We start from the raw sequence: 24,903 nt of genomic DNA, 5'->3' as shown, positions 1-24,903 counted from the left end.
GGCGAAATCGCGGGAGCGGCCCGCGATCCGGATTAGGCTTTGGCGGTTTCCTCGGCCTCGGCGGTCGCGTCGTCCTGTTCCACTTCGATCACCTCGGCGTCCTCATCGGCTTTGGCCTTCGCGGCGCTGTCCTCAAGGAGCGGCATCAGCGCGGCCGGGCTGACAGCTTGCGCATCGTCGAGACGGGGCGGCGTGGTCCATTCGAGGCTGTCGAAATAGCCATCCTGCGAGAGCGGCGCCCATTCGGCTTGCGGCTTGTGGGTCACGTTGCAGACCCATTGCTTGCCTTGCGAGGCGGACATGGCCTTGGTCAGCCAGCCGCGCACCACATGGTCAGGCGCGCCTTCGCCGCGGTCAATCGCCGCCATGATGGAGAGCGAACGCGTGGTCGGATCGTCTTCGGCCACCTTGCCAATCGCGCGGCGGGCGGCGGGGAAATCTTCGGCGGCCAGGGCGAGTTCCGCTTCGAGCATCCGCGACTCAGCATTCCCGCTATTGGCTTTGATGAGCTGCTGGAACCGCTTGCGGCGCTCTTCAGGTGTCTCTTCCGGCTCAATCGCGGCAAAAGCGTTGGCGAGCGCCGGGTGCGGGTTCATGCCCCAGGCCTTTTTGAGGACGCGCGTAGCTTCCTGCTTGTTGCCATTTGTCGCGGCCAATTCGGCGGCCATGACAGCGGCAGGCACGAGGTTCGGCGCGAGGCTGTTGGCGCGTTTGGCGGCTTCCTGCGCGGTCTCGGTCACGCCCGCGTCGCGGGCGGCCATCGCGGCGCCGGTGGACAGAACGGCATCGCGGCGGTTCACCACGTCTTTCGGCAAACGCATCGCTGCGGCTTGCGCTTTCAGCGTGGTGCGCGCGCCTTCCCAATTGCCTTGCTCGGTTTGCAGTTCAAACAGCGTGTTAAGCGTTTCCGAATGTTTCGGGCGCATCTGCGCGGCTTTCTCGGCGAGCTTGGCGGCGGTTTCCTTGTCGCCGGTCTGAAGCTGCTGCTGCATGAGGCCGCGGGTGCCGACGAAGCGGGTACGGTCGTCTTTGACCAGCGCCTTGTAATGCTCGGTCGCAGAATTGTGGTCGCCCGCGCGCTCGGCTGCTTGGGCCGCGATCAGATGCATCAACTCGGGCTGGTCGAGGAATTTCTGCGCCTTCGCGGCTTCACTCTTGGCTTTCGCCCCATCCCCCTCAGCAAGCGCAATCACCGAGTCGCGGAGCGCCTCGTGACCCTTACGGTCGCGGCGGCGGGCGAAATAGCGCGAGATCGCCGTTTCATCTCCGGCGAGGAAATGGAGCACCGCCAGAACCAGACCCGCCAGCTTCCAGGCAATCCAAACGACCGCGCCGAGTGCCGCAAGAGCGATGACCGCTTCGAGCATCGTGAAGACATATTCTTTACCCGCAAAGGCGACCGCAATGGAACCTTGCTGGTCCAGCATATAGTCGAGCCCGAACGCCGCGAGCAGGGCAACGCCGATGAAGAACAGGATCTTGATGAGTGTAGAGATCATGGGTGCGTCCTCGCCTTATTCGTTGCTGCTCAGCGACTGCATCAGGGTGCTGAGTCCATTTTTTGCGTCTGCGCGTGCGCCAGCCCGCTCAAGCCACTCCGCCATCACGTCGCGGGCGGCGGAGGGCAGCGCCTCGGCTTCCTCCATCGCTGCGCCCATTTCGTCATTGGTCACATGGCCCTCGACGCGTGAGAGAATGGCGTCGGGCGTGTTGCCCTCGGTCGGCTCAATCGAGCGCACCGAAATGCGGCTTTGCAGGAAGCCGGTGATCGAGTTGCTGCTGTCCCCGCCCACATCGCGCTGCGCGGCGCTGATCGCGTCACGGGCAAGGGCATCGAACCCGTCAAGCAGCGTGGACACGGCCTCAACTCCGCCCGCATTCTCGGACAAAGGAGCCGGGATCGACACGCCAAGCGCTTCAAGTTCGCCAAGCGGTTCCTGATAGCCCGCGCCCTCTTCAATCGCGCTCTGAATGGTCTCCGCCAGTTGCAGGCCTTCGGCTCGTGTCTCGGCCGCTTGCGCCGCTTCTTCGCTGGCCGCGACCTGCTCTTCCGCTTCGCTCAGGCGCTGCTGCGTTGTCGCCTCAACCTCTTCGATTCGCTGGGCAATCGCGCCGGTGCGCGCCGAAAGATCGCTCATCTGGGCGCGCATCCCCTCAACCACAGAGGCAAACTGGCCAAGCTCCTGCGCCGCTTCATCCGAAAGCGAGCTAAATTGCGACGGATCGAACTCCTGCAACTGGGCCGAAAGACCTTGCAGCGTGTTTTCCGTCTGCGAAATCCGGGAATCAAGCGCGCCGACATCGCTGGAAGCCAGTTGCTCCTCAAGCGCGGCGATCTGATTGCTGAAATTCTCTGTGGCCTGACTCACGGCCGCTTCAATCTCGCCGCTCATATCGCCCGACGCGGCACCCGCCTCGGCGATCTGCGCCTCGATCTCTTCGCGGAAGCTCGCAAGCTCGTCCTCGGTCACGCCTTCCGCCGAACCGGGGCTGAGGAACTCGGCAACCGGGGCCATGCCCTGCGGCAAATGCGGCGCGAGCTTCGGACCCAGCCAAAGCGCAAGAACCCCGCCCGCCAGAAGAATAGCAAGGAAGGACAGGAATTTCCCTGCGATCGAGCCGCTGTCATCGCTGTCACTCGTCGCCGGAGCCGGTTTTTGCGGCGTTCCGGTGCGGGCGGGCGTTTGCTTCGCCGCACTGCTTTGCGATCCAGTCGGCTTCGGCGGTTCAGTCTTGGCAGGGGTCGGTTTCGGCGTATCGGTTTTGGACGCCGTGCTTTTCGGTGCTGTACTCTGCGTCTTTGCAGGTTTCGCATCGGCCACGGCCTTGTTCGGCGTCTTGTCATCCGTCTTGGCGCTGGCCGCCGCGCCGGTCATGGACGCGCCGCCCGCGGTTGCAACCGCAGCGACGCGGCTTTGCCCGTCCGCATCTTTGCTGGCCGATGTTTTCGCCGATTTACTTGCGCCAGTTTCAGGCTTGGAAATCGCCGCATCTTTCGCCTCGCCAACGCCTGCTTTGCCGGGCGCGGCGGTCTTGCCACTATGCTGCGAAGGGGTGGTTTTCTGGCTCTGCGCGGTCATTTCGCCAGCTTTGGCCGGGGATGCTCCGCCTGCGGGGACGGATTTGCCTTTCTCAGCCTGATCAGTCTTTTTGTCGGCAGATTTCGACGATGAACCGTCCTTGCGCTCGGCCATTGGCACCTCTCCTTCCCCTTAGGGACCGCGAAAAATCGCGCCTCCCTACCCTGTTGCCCTATCATTAAGGGAGGCCAGCAGCGATTCCAAGCAGTTCCCCGGTTTTGTCACAATTTAAGCCGCTTAACGGGATGCGGCCTCCCGGATCGCTTCTTCCATCAACCAACCCTCGGGCCGGTCAATCGTTCCGATTCGAGCGCCTTTTTTTGTGATCTTGGCGGCCACGGCGGGGCTCATGGCAAGGTAAAGCGGATCGCCATCCGGGGCGTCGCCGATCCAGTCCATCAGCAGGGCGGCACTGCGCGGTGAGTAAAGCGGGACGGTCGAAATCGCGCCTTCCGCCAGTGTCGCAAGTGCCGCCAGATCGGGCGGCAGCGCCGGTTGATCATAGATCGGGATACTCCGAACGCCGGGCAACTCTCCCGTCAGATAGGTGCCACTCAGATGCACAAGCCCGCCCCGCGCGACCTTCTCGGCCTCAAGCAGCGCATCGAGGCTCGCCAGATCACCATCCGCCGTTTGCGCTTTCATGCCCACCGCCATCGCCGCCTCAGCGCAGCGCGCGCCCACGCACCAAACGGGCAGGTCCCGGCGATCCGACAGCGCGGCAAAGACGCGCACCGCCGCCGCCGAGGTGAACACGAGCTCCTCAGCATCCAGCGGCGGCAACGTCTCAACAGGCGCGATCCGCATCACCGGCGCAATCAGGCAAGGCAGCGGCGCGAGCCGTGCCGCGAGCGCTTCGCTGGAGGCTTGGGGGCGTGTGAGCAGAATGGTCATGCGCGCATTCTCCCGCTCCGCCCCGGAAATTCAAGCGGCGTCACTCTGGGCAGCGTTGCGAATTGCCTTGGCCGCGCGCGGGTGCTACGCGATGGCTTATGACACTTATTCTCGGCATCGAAAGCTCCTGCGACGACAGCGCCGCCGCGATCCTGCGCGGCGCGCCGGGCGCGCCTGCCGAGATCCTGTCGAGCCGCGTGGCGGGGCAAGAGGATTTGCATGGTCGTTACGGCGGCGTCGTCCCCGAAATCGCCGCCCGCGCCCATGCAGAGAAGCTCGATGCCGTGATCGCGTCCGCGCTAAAGGAAGCCGGCGTGACGCTGGCGGACCTCGACGCCATCGCCGTCACCTCCGGGCCGGGCCTGATCGGCGGACTTCTCGCCGGGGTGATGAGCGCCAAAGCCCTCGCCTTCGCCGCCCAAAAACCGCTGATCGGGGTCAACCACCTCGCCGGACACGCGCTCACGCCGCGCATGACCGATGGCGTCGTCTTTCCCTATCTGATGCTCCTCGTCTCCGGCGGACACTGTCAGTTTCTCCACGTCACGGGCCCGGACCAGTTCACCCGCCTCGGCGGCACCATCGACGACGCACCGGGCGAGGCCTTCGACAAAACGGCCAAACTGCTCGGCCTGCCCTATCCCGGTGGCCCGGCGGTCGAGGCCGAAGCGAAGAAGGGCGATGCCACTCGCTTCGCCTTCCCGCGCCCGCTCATGGACCGCCCCGGCTCCGATATGTCCTTCTCCGGCCTCAAAACCGCGCTGCGGCGGGCGCGGGATTTGCTGATTTCGGAAAAGGGCGGGATCACCGAGCAGGACCGCGCCGATCTTTGCGCCGGGTTTCAGGCAGCAGTCGCAGATGTGCTGGCGGAAAAGACCCGCCGCGCACTGGCCGCCTCCGGCGCGCCGCTCATTGCCGTCGCAGGCGGCGTCGCGGCAAACACGCCTATCCGCGTAGCGCTGGAACGCGTCGCGGCGGAGGCGGGTGCTGATTTCCTAGCCCCACCCCTCAAATACTGCACCGACAATGGCGCGATGATCGCGTGGGCCGGGCTGGAGCGCTTTGCGGCGGGCGATGTCGATGACATGACCCTCAACGCTCGCCCCCGCTGGCCGCTGGATGAAAACGCAACGCCCATGCTCGGCGCGGGCAAACGCGGGGTGAAGGCATGATCGGGGTCATCGGCTCGGGTGCGTTTGGCACAGCACTTGCCATTGCTGAGGCCGAAGGCGGGCAGGATGTCACGCTCTGGGGCCGCAACGTCGATTGGGCCCGCGAGAATCCGCGCCTGCCGGGGGTGACCCTGCCCGGAAAACTTCGCACAACAAGCGATTTGGGCGATCTCAAGACCGCTAAAGCCCTGCTGCTGGTCTTGCCTGCCCAGCAGACCTCCGGGTTTCTCGCGGAGAATGGCGAGACACTGCCCAACGTCCCGCTCATCCTCTGCGCCAAAGGTCTCGAAACGGGCACCGGGCGAATGCAGTCGCAAATCGCCGCTGATTTGCCGAACCCGCTGGCCGTCCTCACCGGACCCGGCTTCGCAGGCGAAATCGCGCGCGGGCTCCCGACGGCCCTGACGCTCGCGGGTGGCGACAAGGCCCTTCAGGAAAGGCTCTCCACTCCGCGCCTCCGGCTCTATCGTTCGGACGATATGACCGGCGCGCAACTCGGCGGTGCGCTGAAAAATGTGACGGCCATCGCCTGCGGCCTCACGGCGGGCGCGGGTCTTGGCGAAAGCGCCCGCGCGGCGGTAATGACCCGCGGCTTTGCCGAAATCCGCCGTCTCGCGCTCGCCATGGGCGCGCAGGAGGAAACGCTCATGGGTCTTTCTGGCCTTGGTGATCTGGCGCTGACCGCCGCCTCCCGCGCCTCGCGCAATTTCGATTTGGGCTGGCGACGCGCGACCGGCGAGGCTGATGGCAACAACACCGTCGAGGGGGTCGCGACCGCCGAAGCCGCGCTTCTTCTCGGCAAAGAATACGGCGTCGACCTGCCCCTTGCCGCCGCTGTCACCGATGTTCTCAAAGGCGCGCTGCCTCTCGACGCGGCGATGCAGGAGTTGTTATCACGTCCCCTGAAAGCGGAGGAATAAATGCTGTTTGCCCTGATTTGCAAAGATAAGCCGGACCACTTTGAGACCCGCAAAGCCAATCGCGACGCGCATCTGGCCTATGCCAAGGAGAGCGGCGCGGTGAAATTTGGCGGCCCGCTCATTGAGGACGGCAATATGGTCGGCTCCCTCTGCATTCTCGATGTCGAGGACCGCGCGGCGGCGGAGGCTTGGGCCGCCAATGACCCTTATGCCAAAGCCGGGCTCTTCGCCTCCACCGAGATTAACGAATGGAAGCATGTGCTATGAACTACTGGCTCTTCAAATCCGAACCCAACACCTTTTCCTGGGATGATCTCGTCGAAAAGGGCGACAAGGGCGAGGAATGGGACGGTGTGCGCAACTATCAGGCGCGTAATAACATGCGGGAGATGAAGGTCGGGGATCGCGGGTTTTTCTATCACTCGGTGAAGGAAAAACGCATCGTCGGCACTTGTGAGGTGATCGCCGAGGCGCATCCGGACAGCACCACCGATGATGACCGTTGGGAATGTGTGGACATCAAGGCACTGGACGCCTTCGAGACGCCGATCACCCTTGATGACGTAAAAGCCGATGAGCGGTTTGACGAAATGATTCTCGTTAATAATTCGCGGCTTTCGGTCCAGCCCGTCACGAAAGACGAGTGGAAAGCGATCTGCGAAATGGGCGGTGTGAAACCCTAACCTGCCGTTGGGTCATAAAAGTGACATAAGGAACAGGGGCTTGCGCGCCGCGCGCAAAGCCCTTATTCCGACGATGAATTTTCGGTGATTGCATCTTTTTTCTATCACCGCGTGTCGCAGTTTGATGCGCCTTTTTACTTTCTAAAGTTCCTGCCCGTTGGCGAAATTCGGCACATGTCGAGTAGTTAACTTTGCCTTAGTCTTTGCAATCTGAGTCAGAGTTAACATAGATTTGAAGTCACGTTCCGCGTTTCTGCGCGTCCCAACAGAAGGCCTCCCCATGCAAAAGTTTCGCGTTTCGCTTCTCTATCCGTCCGTTTTCATGGGCAGTGTGGCCCTCGCAACCCTGCCCGTCTTCGCGCAGGAAGAGGGCGAAGACGCGCCGCAACAACAGCAGGCCCCGGCACCGATGGTTGTGACCGCTGAAATCAATGTCGCGCCGATTGAGGCCCCGGAAAGCTTCACCGCAACGGTTGAGGCCGTGGAAAGTGTTGATATTCAGGCGCGTATTCAGGGCTTCATCGAAGAAGTCACTTTCGAACCGGGCCAAATCGTTACGGAGAACGATGAGCTGTTTAAGATTGAGCCGGATCAGTATCAGGCGCAGGTTGCCTCGGCACAGGCCGCTTTGGCGCAAGCAGAGGCCGAGCGGGTGCGGGCTGAGAGCGAAGCCAATCGCCAGCAGGCCCTCGTTAACCGCAACGCCGCCGCGCAGGTCAATCTCGAGCAGGCGCGCGCGGATTTTCAGGTCGCACAGGCCAATGTGCAGGCTGCGCAATCGAGTGTTGAGCTCGCGGAAATCGACCTCGGTTACACCACGATCACCAGCCCCATCACCGGCAAAATCGGCCGCGCGCTGATCACCAAGGGCAACTTTGTCGGACCGTCCTCGGGCGCGCTGGCGGAGATCGTACAACTTGATCCGGTGCGCGTCGTCTTCTCGATTCCTGAGCAGATCATGCTGGAGCTGACCGAATCCGGTCAGGCGAAGGAAGGCACCGAGAATATCAACTTCAATCTGCAACTGGCGAATGGGTCGGAATATCCGCATAGCGGCACCTTCGAATACATCTCGAACACGGTGGACACCGCGACGGGCAGCGTCGCGGTGCGTGTGATCTACGAGAACCCCGAAGCTGTCCTGCTTCCGGGCCAGTTCGCGACCATCGTGATTGAGGAAAAGAACCCGCAGGAGATGCCGATTGTCCCGCAAACGGCCGTGCTTCAGGACCGCGAGGGCCGTTACGTTTTTACCGTGAATGGCGACAATACCGTCTCACAACGCCGCATTTCCACCGGCGCGCGGGTCGAAAATGGCTGGGCCGTCACCGAGGGACTTGAGGGCGGTGAAGCTGTGGTCGTGCAGGGCGTGCAGCGTCTTCAGGATGGCATGGCGGTAAACGTGGCGGAGACCGGCGGCAGCGAGCAAGCCGAAGCGCCCGCTGAAGACTCCGCAAGTGAAGCAGGGGCCGAAGCCGCTGACGACGAAGCGACTGAAAACGCGGAAAACACCCAATGATCTCCAATTTCTTCATCAGCCGCATCCGCTTTGCGCTTGTCGTCTCGATCCTGATTTCGATCGTCGGCGGCCTTGCGCTTCTCTCCCTTCCCGTTCAGCAATATCCGGCGATTACCCCGCCGACAGTCAACGTCACCACCGTCTATCCGGGCGCGAGCGCCGAGACGATTGCCGATGTGATCGGCGGTCCCATCGAATCCTCGGTGAACGGCGTGGACGATATGAGCTTCATGTCCTCCACCAGTTCCAACGCCGGGCAATATTCGCTCGCCATCACCTTCGAAATCGGGACGGATTCCGATCAGGCGCAGGTGAATGTGCAAAACCGCGTGCAGCTTGCCATGTCGAGCCTGCCCAATGCGGTGCAGCAGCAGGGCGTTTCGGTGCGTGCGAGCTCGCCGGACTTCCTGCTTGCGCTCGGCTTCTATGCGGAAGATGGGCAGATGGATAACCTTGAGGTGTCCAACTACGTCAACAGCCGGATCATTGATGAGATTGTCCGGATTCCGGGCGTTGGCGATGCGTCGGTGATCGGCGCGTCCGAATACTCGATGCGGGTTTGGCTCGACACGCCGAAGATGAATGCGCTCAGTGTGACCGCAGCCGAAGTCTCCGCAGCGATCCAGACCCAGAACGTGCAGGCCGCCCTTGGTGCCGTTGGTGCGCCGCCCTCTCCCGACGGCACATTGGTGCAATACACGCTCGTCGCCGAGGGCCGTCTGGCCGAAGCTGAAGAATTCGAGCGGATCATCGTGCGGACCGGCGAAGATGGCAGCATTGTCCGCCTTGGCGATGTGGCCCGGATCGAACTCGGGGCGCAATCCTACGACGCGCAGGCCAAGGTCGGTGCGCGCGATGCGACCATGATGATGGTCAATCTTGGGCCGGGGGCGAACGCGCTCGAAACCCGTGATTCCGTGCTCGCCATGCTGGACGACGCACAACAAAGCTTCCCGCAGGATCTGAAATACGAGGCCGTTTACGACTCCACCCTCTTCGTGAGTTCCAGCGTGGATCTCATCATGACGATCCTCGTTGAAGCCTTCATCATCGTGATGGTCGTGACCTTCCTCTTCCTGCAAGACTGGCGCGCGACCGTTGTGGCGGGCCTTGCCATCCCGGTCTCGCTGCTCGGTGCAATGGCGGTGCTGCTCATCATGGGCTACTCGCTCAACACGATCTCCCTGCTCGCACTGGTGCTAGCTATTGGCCTTGTGGTGGATGACGCGATCCTTGTGGTCGAGAACGTCCAACATATTCTGGAAGAGCACCCCGAAACGCCGGTGCCGGACGCCGCGCGTCAGGCTATGGGGCAAATCACGGGCCCGATCATCTCAACCACCTTCGTGCTTCTCGCGGTGGTGGTGCCAACGGCGTTCCTTCCTGGCATCAACGGTCAGCTGTTCCGGCAATTCGCCGTGACGCTCTCCGCAGGTCTCGTGATGTCCGCCATCGTGGCGCTGACGCTCAGCCCCGCGCTCTCGGCGATCATGCTGCGTCCGCCAAAAGAGAACCGTCGCGGGCCGCTCTCCTATATCGAGAAATTCCTAAACTGGCTGCGGAATACCTACGGGAAAATCGTGGGCGTGCTTCTGCGCCTCTGGCCAATCCCCGTGGGCATTCTCGCGGCATGTATGTTTGGCGCCTATTACTTCTTCACCAGCCTGCCGAGCACCTTCCTCCCGGCGGAGGATCAGGGCGCGGTCTTCGTGAACATCCAGCTTCCAGACGCGGCCTCGCTGGAGCGGACCGAGGAGATCATGGAAGTCGTGCGCGAGCGTCTCGACGGCACGCCCGGCGTCCAGGAAGTCCTTTCCGTGGCGGGTTACAGCATCCTTCAGGGCACGCTCTCGCCAAATGGCGGGATGGCCGTCGTCGCGCTGGAGCCATGGGAGGATCGCCTATCCGCAGAGACACAAATCGGCGGGATCCTCGGCGCGCTCAATCAGGAGTTTGCGCAGATCCCCGGTGCCTCCATTGCCGCCTTCCCACCGCCGCCGATCCCCGGCGTAGGGGCCGTTGGCGGTCTTGACCTCCGGCTTCAGGCGCTTGAAGGTCAGGAGCCGGCAGAACTGGCGCAAACCCTGCGCTCTTTCCTCGCTACGGCCAATCAGGACCCGGCAATCGGCGGTCTCTCATCCACCTTCAGCGCCGATGTGCCGCAGGTCTTTGTGAACATTGACCGCGTCCGTGCGGAACGCCTCGGCCTCAGCCCGCAGGACATCTACACGACAATCGGCACGAGTTTCGGCTCACGATATGTGAATGATTTCACCACGGGCGGGCGAAACTATCAGGTCACGATCTCCGCTGAGGGCATGTATCGCTCCGAGGTCGAGGACGTACTGGATCTTTACGTGCAAAGCGACACCGGCGCGATGGTGCCGATCCGCACCGTGGCCTCCACCACAACCGTGCTTGGCCCGTTTGTGATCACGCGCTTCAACCAGTCGGTCTCCGCCTCGATCAACGGCCAACCTGCCGCAGGCCAAAGCTCCGGCGCGGCCATGGCGTCCGTGGAGCAGATCGCGCAGGACGAGTTGCCGGAAGGTTACGGCGTCGCTTGGGCGGGCCTGTCCTTCCAAGAGGAACAGGGCGGCGGCAACCAGCTTGCGGTCTACGCGCTGTCGCTGGTCTTCGCCTATCTCTTCCTTGTGGCGCTCTATGAGAGCTTCGCGCTGCCCATCGGCATCATGCTCTCGCTCGGTGCAGCGGCGTTTGGCGCGGCACTCGGCCTCGTCAATGCCGGATTGCAAATGAGCCTCTATGTGCAGATCGCCCTCGTCCTGCTCATCGGTCTCGCGGCGAAGAACGCCATTCTGATTGTCGAATTCTGTAAGGAGCGACGCGAAGAAGGCATGTCGATCAAGGACGCCGCCCGAAGCGGGGCGGAGACCCGTTTCCGCGCCGTTCTGATGACCGCCCTCGCCTTCATCTTCGGCGTTCTGCCGCTCGCCCACTCCCACGGCGCGGGTGCGGGCGCGCAAAACGCGGTCGGGAATACGGTGATCGGCGGGATGCTCGGCGCGACGCTGATTGGCCTCTTCATCATCCCAACGCTCTATTTCCTCATTCAGCACATGTCAGAATGGGTCGGGCGAAAAACGGGGATGAGGGTCCCCGCCGATGAGGCACAGAAGAGCGAAAGCTAGCTGAGAAACAGGCTCCTTCAGGAGCCTGTTTTTTGTCCTGAACCGGATACAGCGCCAAGTTATCGCCGCACATCTTTTCTTCACGCTTCCTGCCTAAGGTCCTCGCAAACAGCTTAGGACGACTTGCAGATGCCAGAGATAAAAGATCCTTTCGTCATTGCGACGAATTATTTCAATACGGACGGAATGACGAGCGCGCAGAACGGGCTGACCTTCGTCATCGATCCGCATGTCACTGGCCAAACACCGGATCCGGGTGCCTTTAAAGGGTATTTCACTCACGCGACTTGGTATGACAACAACGGTGACGACCATCTTGAGGGCTCGGATTACATGGAAGCCCCCGCGGAGCATTTCAACAACGATATCAAGATCGCCGCGGTTGAAGGGAGCGACTACAAGGGCATTGCCGACGACTACGTCTATCTCACCCATATCGACGGTTTTGAGAACTCGACGCTGACCTTTAGTGATGGCACATCGCAGAAGGTGTACGTCGCCACGCGCACCCTCTCCACGGGGGAAACCTATCTCGATTTCTGGGACGGCGAAGAGACGGAGGCGATTCAAGCCTATATGAATGCGCACAACGCGCGCATCACGGAACTGACGCTGGGCCAGCATGATGCCATCCTGTGGGAACGGATCTATCAGCCCTCGTTTGACGACGCTTTCGAACAGCCGGTCTGTTTCACACGCGGCGCGATGATCAAAACCGCTGACGGCGCGGCTCCGGTGGAGACGCTTCAAGCCGGCGATCTCGTCTGGACGCTCGACCATGGGATGCAGGAAATTCTCTGGATCGGGCATCGTGTCTTGTCTCTTGATGCGTTGAAGGCGCGGCCCGAATGGCGACCGATCCGCATCACCGCGAACACGCTTTATGGCGCGCAAAACCACGGGGCGCTGACCGTCTCGCCGCAGCACCGCATCCTAATCGACTCGCCCGTGGCGAAACGGATGTTCGGATCGGAGCAGGTTCTGGTCCCCGCAAAGGCGCTGCTGGAGCATCCGGGCGTTTCGGTTGATGAAAATGTCGAAACGGTCGAGTATTGGCATATCCTTCTCAAGAACCACGAAATTCTCTGCGCAGACGACATTCTTGTCGAGTCGCTTTTTCTGGGTGAGGAAGCGCTCAAATCTCTCCCCGGCGAGGCGTTGGGCGAGATCGACATTCTGTTGCCGAAAGATGCGGCGAAAGGGATCCGAATACAGCCCGCGCGGGCATTCATCCCACGCGGCAAAGGCGTGGCGATGATCGCGCGTCTGATCAAAAATCGGAAGGCTTTGGTAGAGAGTGCTGGCGGCAAACCTTCGCAACTGACGAGAGAACCGATGCGGTCGGACGCACATCTCGCCTGCTAAACGGGCACTAGTTCAATGCGAAACTGCGGGGATGGAACGCCCAACCGGGCGCTCCGCTTGCCTTAGCGCCAGGAACTGTCCTCGCGCGTCCTCTGCGCCTGCGTCCGGCTGAACAGCGTCAGAGCCGCAAGGGTGCAGATTGCGCCGGAGAGCAGATACGCTCCCGAGGACCAGAGCCCGAGTGTTTCGGTGAGATAAAGTGCCACAAAGGGCGCAAAACCAGCACCGAACATCCATGAGAGATCCGCCGTCAGGTTCGACGCGGTATAGCGATTTTTCAACGCGAAACCGGAGGCCGCAACGCCGGAGGACTGGCCGAAGGACAGACCCAAGAGCGAGAAGCCGATAAACACATAAAGCGCTTCGCCGCTCAGGCCGAGACTGAGCAACAGCGGTGAGATGATGGCGAAAATCGCGATGCCGATGGCGCAATTGCGCAGGAGTGTCCGGCGGCCGACGCGATCCGCGATAAAGCCGGAGGCGATGATCCCGCCAAGGCCAAACAATGCGCCGACGATCTCGATCCAGAGCAGACCCATGATGTTCTCCGGCGCGTGGATATACGCCCAGCCGAGCGGGAATACGGTGACCATGTGGAAGAGTGCCAGCGTCGCCAGTGGGGTGAACGTGCCGACGAGGATGTTCACCGCCTCTTCCCGCAGGAGGCTTGGGTTGATGCGCGGGCGGAGTTCTGCGTCGGAGAACAGCTCTTCAAACTCATCGCTGACAACAAGGCGCAACCGCGCGAAGAGGGCGACCACGTTGATGGCGAAGGCGACGAAGAACGGATAACGCCAGCCGAAGGCAATGAATTCTTCTTCCGACAGAGAGGTCCGCAGAAAGATAAAGAGACCCGCCGCAAGGATGAGGCCAATCGGCGCGCCAAGCTGCGGCAGCGTTGCATAGCGGCCTTTTTTCCCTTCCGGCGCGTTCATGGCGAGCAGCGAGGACATGCCATCCCACGCGCCGCCCAGCGCCGCGCCCTGCCCCATGCGGAACAGCAAAAGGCTTGCAACCGTCAGCCAGCCTTCCTGCTCATAGCTTGGCAGGAACGAGATCGCGACGGTGGAAAGGCCGAGCAAAAATAGCGCTGAGGTCAGCTTGGTGCCGCGCCCGAAGCGCCGGTCGACCTCCGTGAACACGAAGGTGCCCACAGGCCGCGCCACGAATCCCAGCGCCAGAACGGCGAAGGCGTAGAGGACACCATTTGTCGGTGTGGCAAAGGAAAAGATGAACTCGGGGAACACCACCACAGCCGCGATCGCGAACACGAAGAAGTCGAAAAACTCCGATGTGCGCCCAATAATCACCCCAATCGCGAGATCGCTCAGATTTACGTGGGGTTTTGGCTTGGCAGATTGCGTTTTTGCGGCTGAAACCATGATCATACCTCGTTCACATCCTATATATCCATAAGCAAAGCGACGGTTAGGATGCAAGAGCGACACTAGCACGTCATTTGGGAATATCCCATGGACAATTCTGGTCGATTTTGCTTTGTTGACCGCGTGATTTTAGCCAACCGGCCAGATGGCAGTTGCGGCAATCAAGCCTCGGCACAGATTATCCGGCCTAGGAACTGTGAGTTTTCGATATGAAACGATTGCGGTATCCAGTTTTAGCGGCGATTCTTTTGTTGGTTGCCGGCTGTAATTCCGAGGTGATGGCGCCTTCGGGCGATGTTGCAGCCAAGACGCGTGATGTTTTCTGGATTACGACCGCCCTGATTCTCGTGATCGTTCTGCCGGTCATGGTCGCGACCGTGATGTTTGCCATCCGCTATCGCAGTTCCGGGGACGAAGAGCGCGAAGCGGAATACGACCCCGATTTCCACCATTCTACTCAGCTTGAACTTTTGATCTGGGCGGCGCCTCTGGTGATTATCATCTGGCTGGGTGCGCTCACATGGGTCAGCACCCATAAGCTGGACCCTTACCGGCCACTCGACAGTGAGACGCAAGGCGTTGAGGATGATGAGGAGCCGCTGGTCATTCAGGTCGTCTCGATGGACTGGAAATGGCTCTTTATCTATCCCGAACAGCAGATTGCGGTGGTCAATGACCTCGCCGCGCCGCTGGATAGGCCGATCCGGTTCGAGTTGACCGCGACCGAGGTGATGACAGCCTTCTACGTGCCAACGCTGGCCGGGATGATCTACACGATGCCTTCGATGCAGACTCAGCTTCACGCGGTCATCAACGAGGAAGGCACCTATAAGGGCATGGCCTCGCATTACAGCGGCGCCGGGTTCTCTGACATGGATTTCCAGTTCCACGGGATGCAGGAAGAGGACTTCGACGCGTGGGTCGATGAGGCCCGCAACTCGGGCGACACGCTCGACCGCGACGAATATCGCGAGCTTCTGGAGCCAAGCGAGGACGTGGACCCGATTTATTACGCCCTCGGCGACGAAGAGCTTTACCACGATATTCTCAACCGCTGCGTAGAGCCGGGCAAGATGTGCATGGACGAGATGATGATGGCCGATATGCACAGCGACGGTTACGGCACGCCGATTGACGAAGCCGAAGGCGAAGGCACCCATTCCGATGATACCGCGGAAGATCATTCCGGTCATAATATGGACATGGCCGCACCGGCGGCTGCCGAGAATGATCAAGCGGAAACCACCAACTGACAGGTGATGACATGGCGACTGAAGTAAGCGCAACGGATAGCACATTTCTTTTCGGGCGTTTGGCGTGGGACAAGCTCCCGCTCTCCGAGCCGGTCGTCGTCGCGACCTTCATCGGGGTGGTCATTCTCGGCACCGCCGTGGTCGCGGCCGTTACCTATTACCGCCTCTGGGGCTATCTCTGGAAAGAATGGTTCACCACGGTGGATCACAAGAAAATCGGGGTCATGTATATGATCCTCGGGCTCATCATGTTCCTGCGCGGCTTTGCCGACGCGATCATGATGCGGATCCAACAGGTCTGGGCCTTTGGCGGCTCAGAAGGGTATCTCAACTCCCACCACTATGATCAGGTCTTTACGGCGCACGGCACGATCATGATTTTTTTCGTGGCCATGCCTTTCGTGACCGGGTTGATGAACTTCGCGGTGCCGCTTCAGATCGGCGCGCGGGACGTGTCCTTCCCCTTCCTCAACAATTTCAGCTTCTGGATGACAGTGGGCGGCGCGGTCCTGGTAATGATCTCGCTCTTCATCGGGGAATTTGCGCAGACCGGCTGGCTGGCCTTCCCGCCGCTTTCCGGTGTGGTCGCCTCACCACGAGAGGGCGTCGATTATTACATATGGGGCCTACAGGTCGCAGGGGTCGGGACGACTCTCTCCGGGATCAACCTTTTGGTGACGATCCTGAAAATGCGCGCGCCGGGCATGACCCTGATGCGGATGCCGGTCTTCACATGGACGGCACTTTGCTCGAACATCCTGATCGTCGCGACCTTCCCGGTGCTGACCGCGACGCTGACCCTGCTCGCGCTCGACCGCTATGCGGGCACCAACTTCTTCACCAATGAGCTCGGCGGCAACCCGATGCTCTATGTGAACCTGATCTGGATCTGGGGCCACCCGGAGGTCTATATCCTCATCCTTCCGGCCTTCGGCATCTTCTCCGAAGTGGTCTCGACCTTCTGCGGCAAGCGCCTCTTTGGCTATAACTCGATGGTTTATGCGACGGTCTGTATCACCATTCTGTCCTACATCGTCTGGCTGCACCACTTCTTCACCATGGGCTCCGGCGCATCGGTAAACGCCTTCTTCGGGATCGCGACGATGATCATTTCGATCCCCACCGGCGCGAAGATCTTCAACTGGCTCTTCACCATGTATAAGGGCAATATCCGCTACGAACTGCCCATGATGTGGTCGGTCGCCTTCATGCTGACTTTCGTGATCGGCGGCATGACCGGCGTGATGCTCGCGGTTCCCCCGGCGGACTTCATCGTTCACAACTCGCTCTTCCTCGTCGCCCACTTCCACAACGTGATCATCGGCGGCGTGGTTTACGGCATCTTCGCGGGGATCAACTACTGGTGGCCGAAAGCCTTCGGCTTCAAGATGAACCAGTTCTGGGGTCATGTCAGCTTCTGGTGCTGGACCATCGGCTTCTGGCTCGCCTTCACCCCGCTCTATGTGATGGGCCTGATGGGCGTGACCCGTCGCCTGCGGACTTTTGAGGACCCCTCCCTGCAAATCTGGTTCGCCATCGCAGCGCTCGGCGCGTTCGTGATCGCAATCGGGATCTTCGCCCTCGTCATGCAGATCTTCATGTCGATCAAGGATCGCGAGAAACTGAAGGACGAAACCGGCGATCCATGGGATGGACGCACCCTCGAATGGGCGACCTCCTCCCCGCCGCCGCATTACAACTTCGCCTTCACCCCGGTCGTCTACGACATCGACGCCTGGACCGATATGAAAGCGAACGGCTATGAGCGTCCGAAATCCGGCTTCCTGCCGATCCATATGCCGAAAAACTCCGGCATGGGCGTGGTCATCGCCGGCATCAGCGTGGTGCTTGGCTTTGCCTTGGTCTGGCATATCTGGTGGCTGGTGGCGGTGTCCTTCATCGCGGTTCTCGCGGCGATCATCTGGCACACCTTCAACTATGATCGAGATTACTACATCCCGGAGGCCGAAGTAACGGCGACCGAAGAGGCCCGCACACGGGCACTGAGCAGCGGGGCTTAATAGAACCATGAGCGCAGAGATCATGACAGAACGCACGGATAAGCGCGTCTATCACCTCGACGAGGAACCGCATCACCCGGAGGGCCACAGCACCCCGCTCGGCTTCTGGATCTACCTGATGAGCGACTGTCTCATCTTCGCGATCCTGTTTGCCACCTATGCGGTGCTCGGCTCGCGCTATGGCGGCGGTCCCGGCCCGAAAGAGCTGTTCGATCTGCCGCTGATCGCGCTCAACACGGCGATGCTGCTGACCTCCTCGATCACCTTCGGCTTCGCGATGCTGCGGATGTATGCCAAGGATCAGGCGGGGATGATCAAATGGCTGCTGATCACGGCGGGCTTCGGCTTCGCCTTCCTCTGTATCGAGATGTATGAGTTCTATCACCTCATCCATGAGGGCGCGGGCCCGCAGCGCTCCGCCTTCCTCTCGGCTTTCTTCACACTGGTCGGCACTCACGGTCTGCACGTGACCTTCGGCCTTGTCTGGCTGGCGGTGACGATCATGCAGGTCCGCAAACATGGGCTCACCTCCGCCAATGAGCGGCGCATCAACTGCCTGTCACTCTTCTGGCACTTCCTCGACCTGATCTGGATCGGCGTCTTTACCTTCATTTACCTGATGGGGATGATCTGATGAGCAAGCATGACCATCACGACGAGCATGTCGCGCAGTTCCCGCATGGCACCAAGCGCGATTACATCACCGGCTTTATCCTAGCCGCGATTCTCACGATCATTCCCTTTGCGCTGGTGATGTCCGGTGGGGTGGTCTCGCCGCGCACCACGGCCATCATCGTGCTTATCTGCGCAATTCTTCAGATGGGCGTGCATCTGGTCTATTTCCTTCATATGTCGCCCAAGGTGGAGAGCGGCTGGTCCGTCGTCTCCATCGCCTTCACGCTCATTCTGGTCATCATCGTCGTCGCCGGGACCATCTGGGTCATGTTCAACATGGACGCCAATATGATGCCGGGCATGGGGCAGGAAGAGCTGCCGATTGAAGAGCGGTCCATCCCTTGACGCATCCCGATGAGGACACGCCCCGCCGCCGACCGCTCTTGCAGTTGGCGGCGGTTCTCGTTCTGGGCGTGGCGATGCTGGCCGGGTTCCTCTCGCTCGGTGTCTGGCAAGTGCAGCGGCTGGCGTGGAAACGCGACCTGATCGCCCGCGTCGATGCCCGCGTCGAAGCGCCCGCGGTGAACTGGCAGGAGATCACGGGCCTGCCGCCCGACGAACAGGAATATTGCCACGTCACCGCAACCGGTGTTTTCGACCATTCAAAAGAGGCCTTCGTGCAAGCGGTCACGGAACTCGATGCCGGGTTCTGGGTGCTGACACCGCTCCAGACGGCAGATGGACAAACCATCCTCATCAATCGCGGATTTGTGCCGCCTGAACGGGTGGATCCCGCCACACGCGCCGAGGGTCAGATCGACGGCGAAGTCACCGTCACCGGCCTTGCACGCCTGACAGAACCCGAGGGCGCATTTCTGCGGTCCAACGACCCCGAAAACGACCGCTGGTATTCCCGCGACATTGACGCCCTCGCTGCCGCGCGCGATCTCGGCGCCGTGGCGAATATCTTCATCGACGCGGATGACACCGCCAATCCCGGTGGCTATCCGGTGGGCGGGCTCACCGTGATCCAGTTCCGCAACGCCCACCTCGTCTACGCGCTGACATGGTTCGGCCTCGCGATCATGGTCGCCGTCGGACTCAGCATCCTCATCCGCCATGAGCGCCGTTTGCGGGGTTGATCCGGCGGCGGAAATCGCCCGACTGTCCACCAAAATCATCGCAGCGCCAGCGCTCGCCAAGTGACCCCGCGTCACATCACGCGCATATCCAATTGAAATTCAATCCCAATCTATAAATCCGCCGAAGTTTCGGAAATCTCTGAACACCCATAATAAATAGTTACAATTATATCGAATTACACTTTTGGAATCGCTTGACCAAACCGGTTTGGATTTGCAACCCTAGATCACGATATAAAGTAACGCCGATCTGTTTTTCCCCTTACCAAGTGCGTTATGTGACCTGTCCACGGTGATGCAGCGGCGCAATGCGGGAGGCCATGCACCTCCCACGGCATCATGCCGGTGCACAAGGGAGGACAACTTGCCGGGACAATTTCAGGTCACCGCGATCGATCTCACAATTCTGGTCGCCTATATCATTCTCAGCCGCGTTTTGGCGATCTGGCTCGTGCGCGGGCAAGCCAATGATGCGGATGGCTTCTTTCTCGGCGGGCGGAATTTCATCTGGCCAATGATCGGCTTCTCGCTCTTTGCAACGAATATGTCCGGCGCGTCCTTCGTGGGCCTTGCGGGGGCGGGCTATAACTCGGGAATTTCGGTCTATTCCTACGAATGGATGGCCGCGGTGATCCTCGTGTTCTTCATCCTCTTCGTGCTGCCGTTTTACCTGAACTCCAAGGTCTTCACGATGCCGGAGTTTCTGGAGCGGCGCTATGACCGGCGGTCCCGCTATCTCTTCGCGATCATGCTCCTGATCCTCGGCGTGTTTCTCGACTGTGCGGGCGCGCTCTATGCGGGCGGCCTCGTGGTCAATACGCTCTTCCCCGATCTGCCGCTTTGGGTCGGCGTTCTTGGGCTGGCTTTGCTCGCCGCCGTTCTGTCGGTTACCGGCGGTCTCGGCGCGGTTGTGGTCTCCGACACCATTCAGGCCGTCGTGCTGATCATCGGCGGAACGATCATCTTTTTCGCCGCATGGGCCGCCATCCCCTCTTGGGACGCGGTGCGCGAAGCCGCCCCGGCGGGCGCGATGCATATCGTCCAGCCCATGTCGGACCCGGCGCTCCCATGGCCCGGCCTCATCACGGGCGTGCTGATCATCGGCTCCTATTTCTGGATGACCAACCAGCTCATCGTGCAGCGCTGCCTTGGGGCGAAAAACCTCGATCATGGCCGTTGGGGCGCACTCTTTGCGGGCTTCCTGAAGCTGCCGATCCTCTTCATCATGGTGCTGCCGGGGACAATGGCCGTCGCGCTCTACCCCGACCTGCCGAGCCCGGATCAGGCCTTCCCGATGCTAGCCTTCGATCTGCTGCCCATCGGGGTGCGCGGCGTGATCCTCGCGGCGCTGGTCGCGGCGATCACTTCCTCGGTCGACTCCATTCTCAACTCGTCCTCGACGCTGATGACGATGGATCTGGTGCGCCCGCTGCGCCCCGGCATTTCGGACCGCTCGCTCGTGTTGATCGGCCGGATCACCACCGCCGCCGTGACGCTCGTCGCCGTCCTCTGGGCGCCGCAAATCGTCAACTTCCCGTCGCTCTGGCAGTATCTTCAGTCGATCCTGTCCTACATGGTGCCACCGGTGCTGGCTGTGTTCCTCATGGCGATTTTCTGGAAACACACCTCGGCAACCGCCGCCTTCGTCACCCTCTGCGTGGGGGTCGGCGCCGGGATCATCGGCTTTGCGATGAACGAGGTGTTCAACGTGTTCTCGATCCAGTTCCTCTACGCTTCGGGCATCTCCTTCGTCCTCAGCATCTTCATGCTGATCGTGGTGAGCCTCTTCACCGAAGGGCCGAGCAAGGAAGTGCAGGACACGCTCACATGGTCGCCCGCGCTCTGGCATGAGGAAACCGAAGCCCTCAAGGGCAAGCCGGCGTGGCAAAACTATCGCTACCAGTCGATCGCGCTGCTCGGGCTCACCGCACTCATTGTCGGCATCTACTGGTAAAGGAAGGGAGACGGACATGGAATTCACACGACGTCAACTTCTGGGCAGCGCCGCCGGACTGGCCGCGACGAGCCTCGCCGCACCGCCGTTGCTCGCCCAAAGCGGAACAACGGAAATCACCTTCGCCTTCGCCCCGGACGAATCCGGGGCGGTGCAGGCCCTGATCGACGGCTTCAACGCCAGCAACGAGCAGGGTATCGCGGTCAAATGGCTCAAAGCGCCGGAGGATACCGACGATTTCTTCCGCTATCTCGTTTCGGAATTCGAGGCCGAAGCGGGCGAAATCGACGTGTTCGGCGCAGATGTGATCTGGACGGCGGAACTCGCGGCGCGCGGCTGGACGCAGGATGTGTCCCGCCGTTTGCGTGCGGAGCTGGACCCCGACGCGTTCTTGCCCGTCCCTCTCGCCGCGACCTATGCGCAGAACCGCTATTGGGCCGTGCCGTGGTATACCGATGCCGGGATGATCTACTATCGGCGCGATTTGCTGGAAGAAGCCGGGATCGAGCCGCCCCGCACATGGGACGAGTTGATCGCCGCCGCGCAGCAGATCACCGAAGGCGGCGGTCCGGAACATGGGCTGGTCCTGCAAGGCGCGCGCTACGAAGGCGGCACCGCCACGGCGCTGGAATTCATCTGGTCCGCCGGGGGCCGCGCATGGTCGCCGCAAGCCAGTAATGCCGGGACCTTCGGCATGAACATGGTGGATGACAACATCATCGTGCTGAACTCCGCGGACTCTATCGCCGGTCTCGCCAAAGCGCGGGAAATGGTCGCCTCCGGCCTCATCCCCGAAGCCGCCGCGAACTGGAATGAACGCGACGCGTTGGCGGTCTTTGCCGCCGGAGGCGCCGTCTTCATGCGCAACTGGCCCTTCGCCTACGGCGTCATCGGCACCGAGGGCTATAACGGCATTTCACAAGAGCAAGTCGGCGTCATCCCGATCCCCACGCTCCGCGCCGGCGCGCCCTCCTTCGCCTGCCTCGGCGGTTGGAACATGGCGATCCCGTCCGACAGTGCAAATGACGATGCGGCCTGGGCCTTCATCCGCTATGCGCTCGACCCGGCGCAGCAACGCGCGATGGCCGAGCAAGGCGGCTTCCTCCCGGTGCGCAGCGCGCTTTACGAGGACGACGCGCTGACCGGAGCCGTCCCCATGCTCTCGCTCGGCCGCAGCGCCGTCGAAACGGCCCGCGCGCGGCCAAGCTCGGTCATCTATTCCGACCTCTCGCCGCGTATCTCCAACATGTTCAACCGCGTGCTAACCGGCGATCTGGAGCCCGAAGAGGCCGTGCGCCGCACCGCCGATGAGCTGCAGCGCATCGTCACCAATGCTGGTTAAAGGAAAAGCAGAATGACCAATCCCAATTTCCCCATGCGCATTTTGGTGGCCAGCGACGGTTCCGGCCCGTCCGACACGGCGATGCTCATGGCGGGCGAGCTGGCGGAGAAAACTGGCTCGGAGCTCTATGTCCTCCATGTCTCGCTGATCTCGCGCTATCTCTATCCGGACATCCTGTCCGACGCGCAACTCGACCGCATCAAGGCCGAGGCCCAGAAACGCCTCGACGCGGAAGAAGCCCGCGCCCGACAAAGCGGCGTCGAGATTAAGGAAAGTTTCCTGCGCCTTGGCCGCCCGGCAGATGAAACCATGCGGCTTGCCCAAGAGCTTGATGTCGGGATCATCGTGATCGGCAACCGCTCCGGCGAAGCGATGCGGCGGATCCTCCTAGGCAATGACGCCGAAAGTATCGTCCGTCACGCGCATTGCTCCGTGCTCGTCGTCCGTGAGCCGGATCCAAGGTGAGCCAGATCAGGTTTCGGCGCGGCCGTGCTGAGACCCTCCACAAAAACGGGGCTGAGAACCGTCTGGCTCTCGGCCCCTCTTTTGTCGTTGATCTCATTCATCAGCGCGTCAACCATCAGACCCCAGGCCTCTTTGAACGGTGAGCGCGTTCCCGCGGGAAGCGGCGTCAGATTTTCACGCGGATAGCGCGCCAGATCGTCGTTATGGGCAACAAAGGACACATCTTCCGGGATCCGCAAACCACGCGCCTCCAGCGCCCGCATCGCGCCGGTCGCCACGACCATATTGCCCGCAATCACCGCAGTCGGCGGCTCCGGCAAATGGTCAAACAGCGCCGCAATCGCATTTTCACCAAGCTGCTCCGTCATCATGCCGCGCCGGATATATTTCGCCTCCAACGTTCCGCCGACCGCATCCAGCGCCTCACGTACACCCGCCTCCCGCTCTTGCGCGAAAAACTGCGTGTCTGGCCCGTCGATCAAAGCAATCCGCCGGTGTCCCAGCTCCGTCAGATGCTCCGCCAGCATCCGCCCGGTCGCCCGATTGTCGAGATCGACATAAGGATAATCGCAAATCTCGGCATGACGCCCATGGGTCACAAAAGGCACCGCATTCTTGCCCAAAGTCGCAAAGCCCTCGTCATCGAGGTTCGGATTCAGCACGATAAAACCATCCAGCGCGCCATCCCGCGCCAGCCGGATATAGGCCTCCGCCGTCTTCGCCCCCTCGGGCATCACATTGAGAACCACCAGAATATCGCGCTTCCAGAACGCCGTCGCGAGGCCGAGCATCACCTCCAGAAGTATGTTGCTCTCCTCCTGCTCCGTGCGCTCCGGCACGACCAGCCCCACAATGCCCGACTTGCCCGACCGCAGCCGCTGCGCCAGCACATTGGGCCGATACCCCAGCTCCTTCGCCGCCTCCCGCACACGCCTCCGCGTCTTGTCGCTGACATCCGGAAAATCATTCATAGCCCGGCTCACCTGCGTCCGGGACAACCCAAGATGCTCACTCAGTTCCTTAAGGGAGGTCACTCTTTTCAACTCCGCATTCTGCTTTCAGATGGTCATGTTTCTCACGATAGATCGGGGATTAGTATCTAAAGTACATATCGGCAATAATTTAGGTCAGTCTGAGAGGGTAAAGTGTATCTTAATCATGCTGCTTTCGGTCACATATCGATCTATGTCAAACGTTAGGCGCGCAATCTGAATAAACAGTTTCAAAATAGCATCGTGTGCACCGATTACGGCCTTGCCGAAAAGCTTTGGGCTTTGAATATTTCATGGCTTTTAAAAGAGTAATCATGTGAGCGGCTCCGATCCGAAAAATTTTCCGATCATAGCCCGTCATTGTCGCGCGGACAATTCTCTACGCATGCGAATGCTTCGCTGCCGTGGTACGGACTCGCAACGCTTACGTTCCAGTCTATCCGTAATGCACTGTTATGTTTGTAAATTAAGTTGGTTGCGGGGGTAGGATTTGAACCTACGACCTTCAGGTTATGAGCCTGACGAGCTACCGGGCTGCTCCACCCCGCGTTGGTGACGCCGATTTGTTTCGGTCGTCGGGTTTTCCCGAAGTTTAGGTGTATCGGGATATGGTTTTGAGATTGTGTTGAGAGCGTTTTCGCAGTTTTTGTCAGGTTTGGCGGTGACTTACTCTCCCACGTCTTGAGACGCAGTACCATCAGCGCTACGGGTCTTAACGGCCGAGTTCGGGATGGGATCGGGTGTTTACCTCGTGCTATGTCCACCAAACCGGTCAAAAACTGCCCTGCCGGACCCCTTTTGGGGTGCGGCAGGTACACGAGAATGTCTTATCCAAGGTTTATAAGTGTTTCATCTGAGTGATGGCTGTCTCGTATCCCTTGAAGAAACATCATGCCTCTTCCGGGTCGGTTCAAGCCGATCGGGCAATTAGTACCAGTCAACTGAGTGC

General features: G+C 60.9%; 20 protein-coding genes, 1 tRNA gene and 1 rRNA gene. 15 read left to right on the top strand and 7 right to left on the bottom strand.

Annotated elements, in window-relative coordinates:
- Window positions 1-32: 32 nt before the first annotated feature.
- The 3 genes from ACMA5I_RS00110 to ACMA5I_RS00100 all read right to left on the bottom strand — a co-directional run bounded on the left by ACMA5I_RS00110 (window position 33) and on the right by ACMA5I_RS00100 (window position 3,974).
- Window positions 33-1,499 (bottom strand): heme biosynthesis protein HemY, encoded by a 1,467-nt coding sequence (locus tag ACMA5I_RS00110; protein ID WP_525884184.1) that lies wholly within the window; start codon window positions 1,497-1,499, stop codon window positions 33-35.
- A gap of 15 nt (window positions 1,500-1,514) precedes the next feature.
- Window positions 1,515-3,194 (bottom strand): COG4223 family protein, encoded by a 1,680-nt coding sequence (locus ACMA5I_RS00105; RefSeq protein ID WP_525884183.1) that lies wholly within the window; start codon window positions 3,192-3,194, stop codon window positions 1,515-1,517.
- Between the two features lie 123 nt (window positions 3,195-3,317).
- On the bottom strand, window positions 3,318-3,974 hold the full coding sequence (locus tag ACMA5I_RS00100) for a uroporphyrinogen-III synthase (protein WP_525884182.1): 657 nt from the start codon (window positions 3,972-3,974) through the stop codon (window positions 3,318-3,320).
- Between the two features lie 98 nt (window positions 3,975-4,072).
- On the opposite strand from ACMA5I_RS00100, the gene tsaD reads away from it, so the two are divergent.
- The 7 genes from tsaD to ACMA5I_RS00065 all read left to right on the top strand — a co-directional run bounded on the left by tsaD (window position 4,073) and on the right by ACMA5I_RS00065 (window position 12,785).
- The gene (tsaD, locus tag ACMA5I_RS00095) at window positions 4,073-5,146 is read left to right on the top strand and encodes a tRNA (adenosine(37)-N6)-threonylcarbamoyltransferase complex transferase subunit TsaD (protein ID WP_525884181.1); all 1,074 of its coding nucleotides are present in this window, start codon (window positions 4,073-4,075) and stop codon (window positions 5,144-5,146) included.
- Complete coding sequence (locus tag ACMA5I_RS00090; protein ID WP_525884180.1) at window positions 5,143-6,066, top strand: NAD(P)H-dependent glycerol-3-phosphate dehydrogenase; 924 nt, start codon at window positions 5,143-5,145, stop codon at window positions 6,064-6,066. The genes tsaD and ACMA5I_RS00090 overlap by 4 nt, the downstream gene beginning before the upstream one ends.
- Window positions 6,067-6,333 (top strand): YciI family protein, encoded by a 267-nt coding sequence (locus ACMA5I_RS00085; protein ID WP_525884179.1) that lies wholly within the window; start codon window positions 6,067-6,069, stop codon window positions 6,331-6,333.
- The gene (locus ACMA5I_RS00080; protein WP_525884178.1) at window positions 6,330-6,749 is read left to right on the top strand and encodes an EVE domain-containing protein; all 420 of its coding nucleotides are present in this window, start codon (window positions 6,330-6,332) and stop codon (window positions 6,747-6,749) included. The genes ACMA5I_RS00085 and ACMA5I_RS00080 overlap by 4 nt, the downstream gene beginning before the upstream one ends.
- Before the next feature lie 280 nt (window positions 6,750-7,029).
- Complete coding sequence (locus ACMA5I_RS00075; RefSeq protein WP_525884177.1) at window positions 7,030-8,268, top strand: efflux RND transporter periplasmic adaptor subunit; 1,239 nt, start codon at window positions 7,030-7,032, stop codon at window positions 8,266-8,268.
- Window positions 8,265-11,420, top strand: a complete 3,156-nt coding sequence (locus tag ACMA5I_RS00070) for an efflux RND transporter permease subunit (RefSeq protein WP_525884176.1) — start codon at window positions 8,265-8,267, stop codon at window positions 11,418-11,420. The genes ACMA5I_RS00075 and ACMA5I_RS00070 overlap by 4 nt, the downstream gene beginning before the upstream one ends.
- Window positions 11,421-11,549: 129 nt before the next feature.
- A complete protein-coding gene (locus ACMA5I_RS00065; RefSeq protein WP_525884175.1) occupies window positions 11,550-12,785 on the top strand; it encodes a Hint domain-containing protein in 1,236 nt (411 codons plus the stop codon).
- Window positions 12,786-12,847: 62 nt separating this feature from the next.
- Here ACMA5I_RS00065 and ACMA5I_RS00060 read toward each other — a convergent pair whose 3' ends face one another.
- Window positions 12,848-14,167 carry an MFS transporter gene (locus ACMA5I_RS00060; protein ID WP_525884174.1) on the bottom strand — a complete coding sequence of 440 codons (1,320 nt, stop codon included), beginning with the start codon at window positions 14,165-14,167 and terminating at the stop codon, window positions 12,848-12,850.
- 212 nt (window positions 14,168-14,379) lie between these two features.
- Here ACMA5I_RS00060 and cyoA point away from each other — a divergent pair, with 212 nt between their 5' ends.
- The 8 genes from cyoA (at window position 14,380) to ACMA5I_RS00020 (ending at window position 22,962) form a co-directional block, all read left to right on the top strand.
- Window positions 14,380-15,423: a ubiquinol oxidase subunit II gene (gene cyoA, locus ACMA5I_RS00055; RefSeq protein WP_525884173.1), complete on the top strand. Its 1,044-nt coding sequence runs from the start codon at window positions 14,380-14,382 to the stop codon at window positions 15,421-15,423.
- An 11-nt stretch (window positions 15,424-15,434) separates the two neighbouring features.
- Window positions 15,435-17,444, top strand: coding sequence for a cytochrome o ubiquinol oxidase subunit I (gene cyoB / locus ACMA5I_RS00050; RefSeq protein ID WP_525884172.1), 2,010 nt, complete (start codon window positions 15,435-15,437; stop codon window positions 17,442-17,444).
- 22 nt (window positions 17,445-17,466) lie between these two features.
- Window positions 17,467-18,078: a cytochrome o ubiquinol oxidase subunit III gene (gene cyoC / locus ACMA5I_RS00045; protein WP_525884171.1), complete on the top strand. Its 612-nt coding sequence runs from the start codon at window positions 17,467-17,469 to the stop codon at window positions 18,076-18,078.
- Window positions 18,078-18,464 carry a cytochrome o ubiquinol oxidase subunit IV gene (cyoD, locus tag ACMA5I_RS00040; protein WP_525884170.1) on the top strand — a complete coding sequence of 129 codons (387 nt, stop codon included), beginning with the start codon at window positions 18,078-18,080 and terminating at the stop codon, window positions 18,462-18,464. The genes cyoC and cyoD overlap by 1 nt, the downstream gene beginning before the upstream one ends.
- Complete coding sequence (locus ACMA5I_RS00035; RefSeq protein WP_525884169.1) at window positions 18,461-19,201, top strand: SURF1 family protein; 741 nt, start codon at window positions 18,461-18,463, stop codon at window positions 19,199-19,201. The genes cyoD and ACMA5I_RS00035 overlap by 4 nt, the downstream gene beginning before the upstream one ends.
- A 364-nt stretch (window positions 19,202-19,565) precedes the next feature.
- The gene (locus ACMA5I_RS00030; RefSeq protein ID WP_525884168.1) at window positions 19,566-21,155 is read left to right on the top strand and encodes a sodium:solute symporter; all 1,590 of its coding nucleotides are present in this window, start codon (window positions 19,566-19,568) and stop codon (window positions 21,153-21,155) included.
- A 16-nt stretch (window positions 21,156-21,171) separates the two neighbouring features.
- Window positions 21,172-22,497, top strand: coding sequence for an ABC transporter substrate-binding protein (locus tag ACMA5I_RS00025; protein ID WP_525884167.1), 1,326 nt, complete (start codon window positions 21,172-21,174; stop codon window positions 22,495-22,497).
- 12 nt (window positions 22,498-22,509) lie between these two features.
- Window positions 22,510-22,962 (top strand): universal stress protein, encoded by a 453-nt coding sequence (locus ACMA5I_RS00020; protein ID WP_525884166.1) that lies wholly within the window; start codon window positions 22,510-22,512, stop codon window positions 22,960-22,962.
- Here the strand turns inward: ACMA5I_RS00020 and ACMA5I_RS00015 are convergent.
- From ACMA5I_RS00015 to rrf, 3 genes are all read right to left on the bottom strand, one after another.
- Window positions 22,914-23,996 carry a LacI family DNA-binding transcriptional regulator gene (locus tag ACMA5I_RS00015; protein ID WP_525884165.1) on the bottom strand — a complete coding sequence of 361 codons (1,083 nt, stop codon included), beginning with the start codon at window positions 23,994-23,996 and terminating at the stop codon, window positions 22,914-22,916. The two genes, ACMA5I_RS00020 and ACMA5I_RS00015, sit on opposite strands and share 49 nt — an antisense overlap.
- 430 nt (window positions 23,997-24,426) lie before the next feature.
- Window positions 24,427-24,503 (bottom strand) — tRNA-Met (locus ACMA5I_RS00010).
- A gap of 104 nt (window positions 24,504-24,607) precedes the next feature.
- Window positions 24,608-24,722: ribosomal RNA gene (gene rrf, locus ACMA5I_RS00005) — 5S ribosomal RNA — on the bottom strand.
- Window positions 24,723-24,903: the final 181 nt, after the last annotated feature.

It is taken from the genome of Jujubicoccus corallicola, from assembly GCF_047345645.1.
Taxonomy (GTDB): domain Bacteria; phylum Pseudomonadota; class Alphaproteobacteria; order Rhodobacterales; family Rhodobacteraceae; genus JBLEFH01.
The sequence above is the reverse complement of the archived record's forward strand: the minus strand, read 5'-3'. Positions and strand labels throughout refer to the sequence as shown.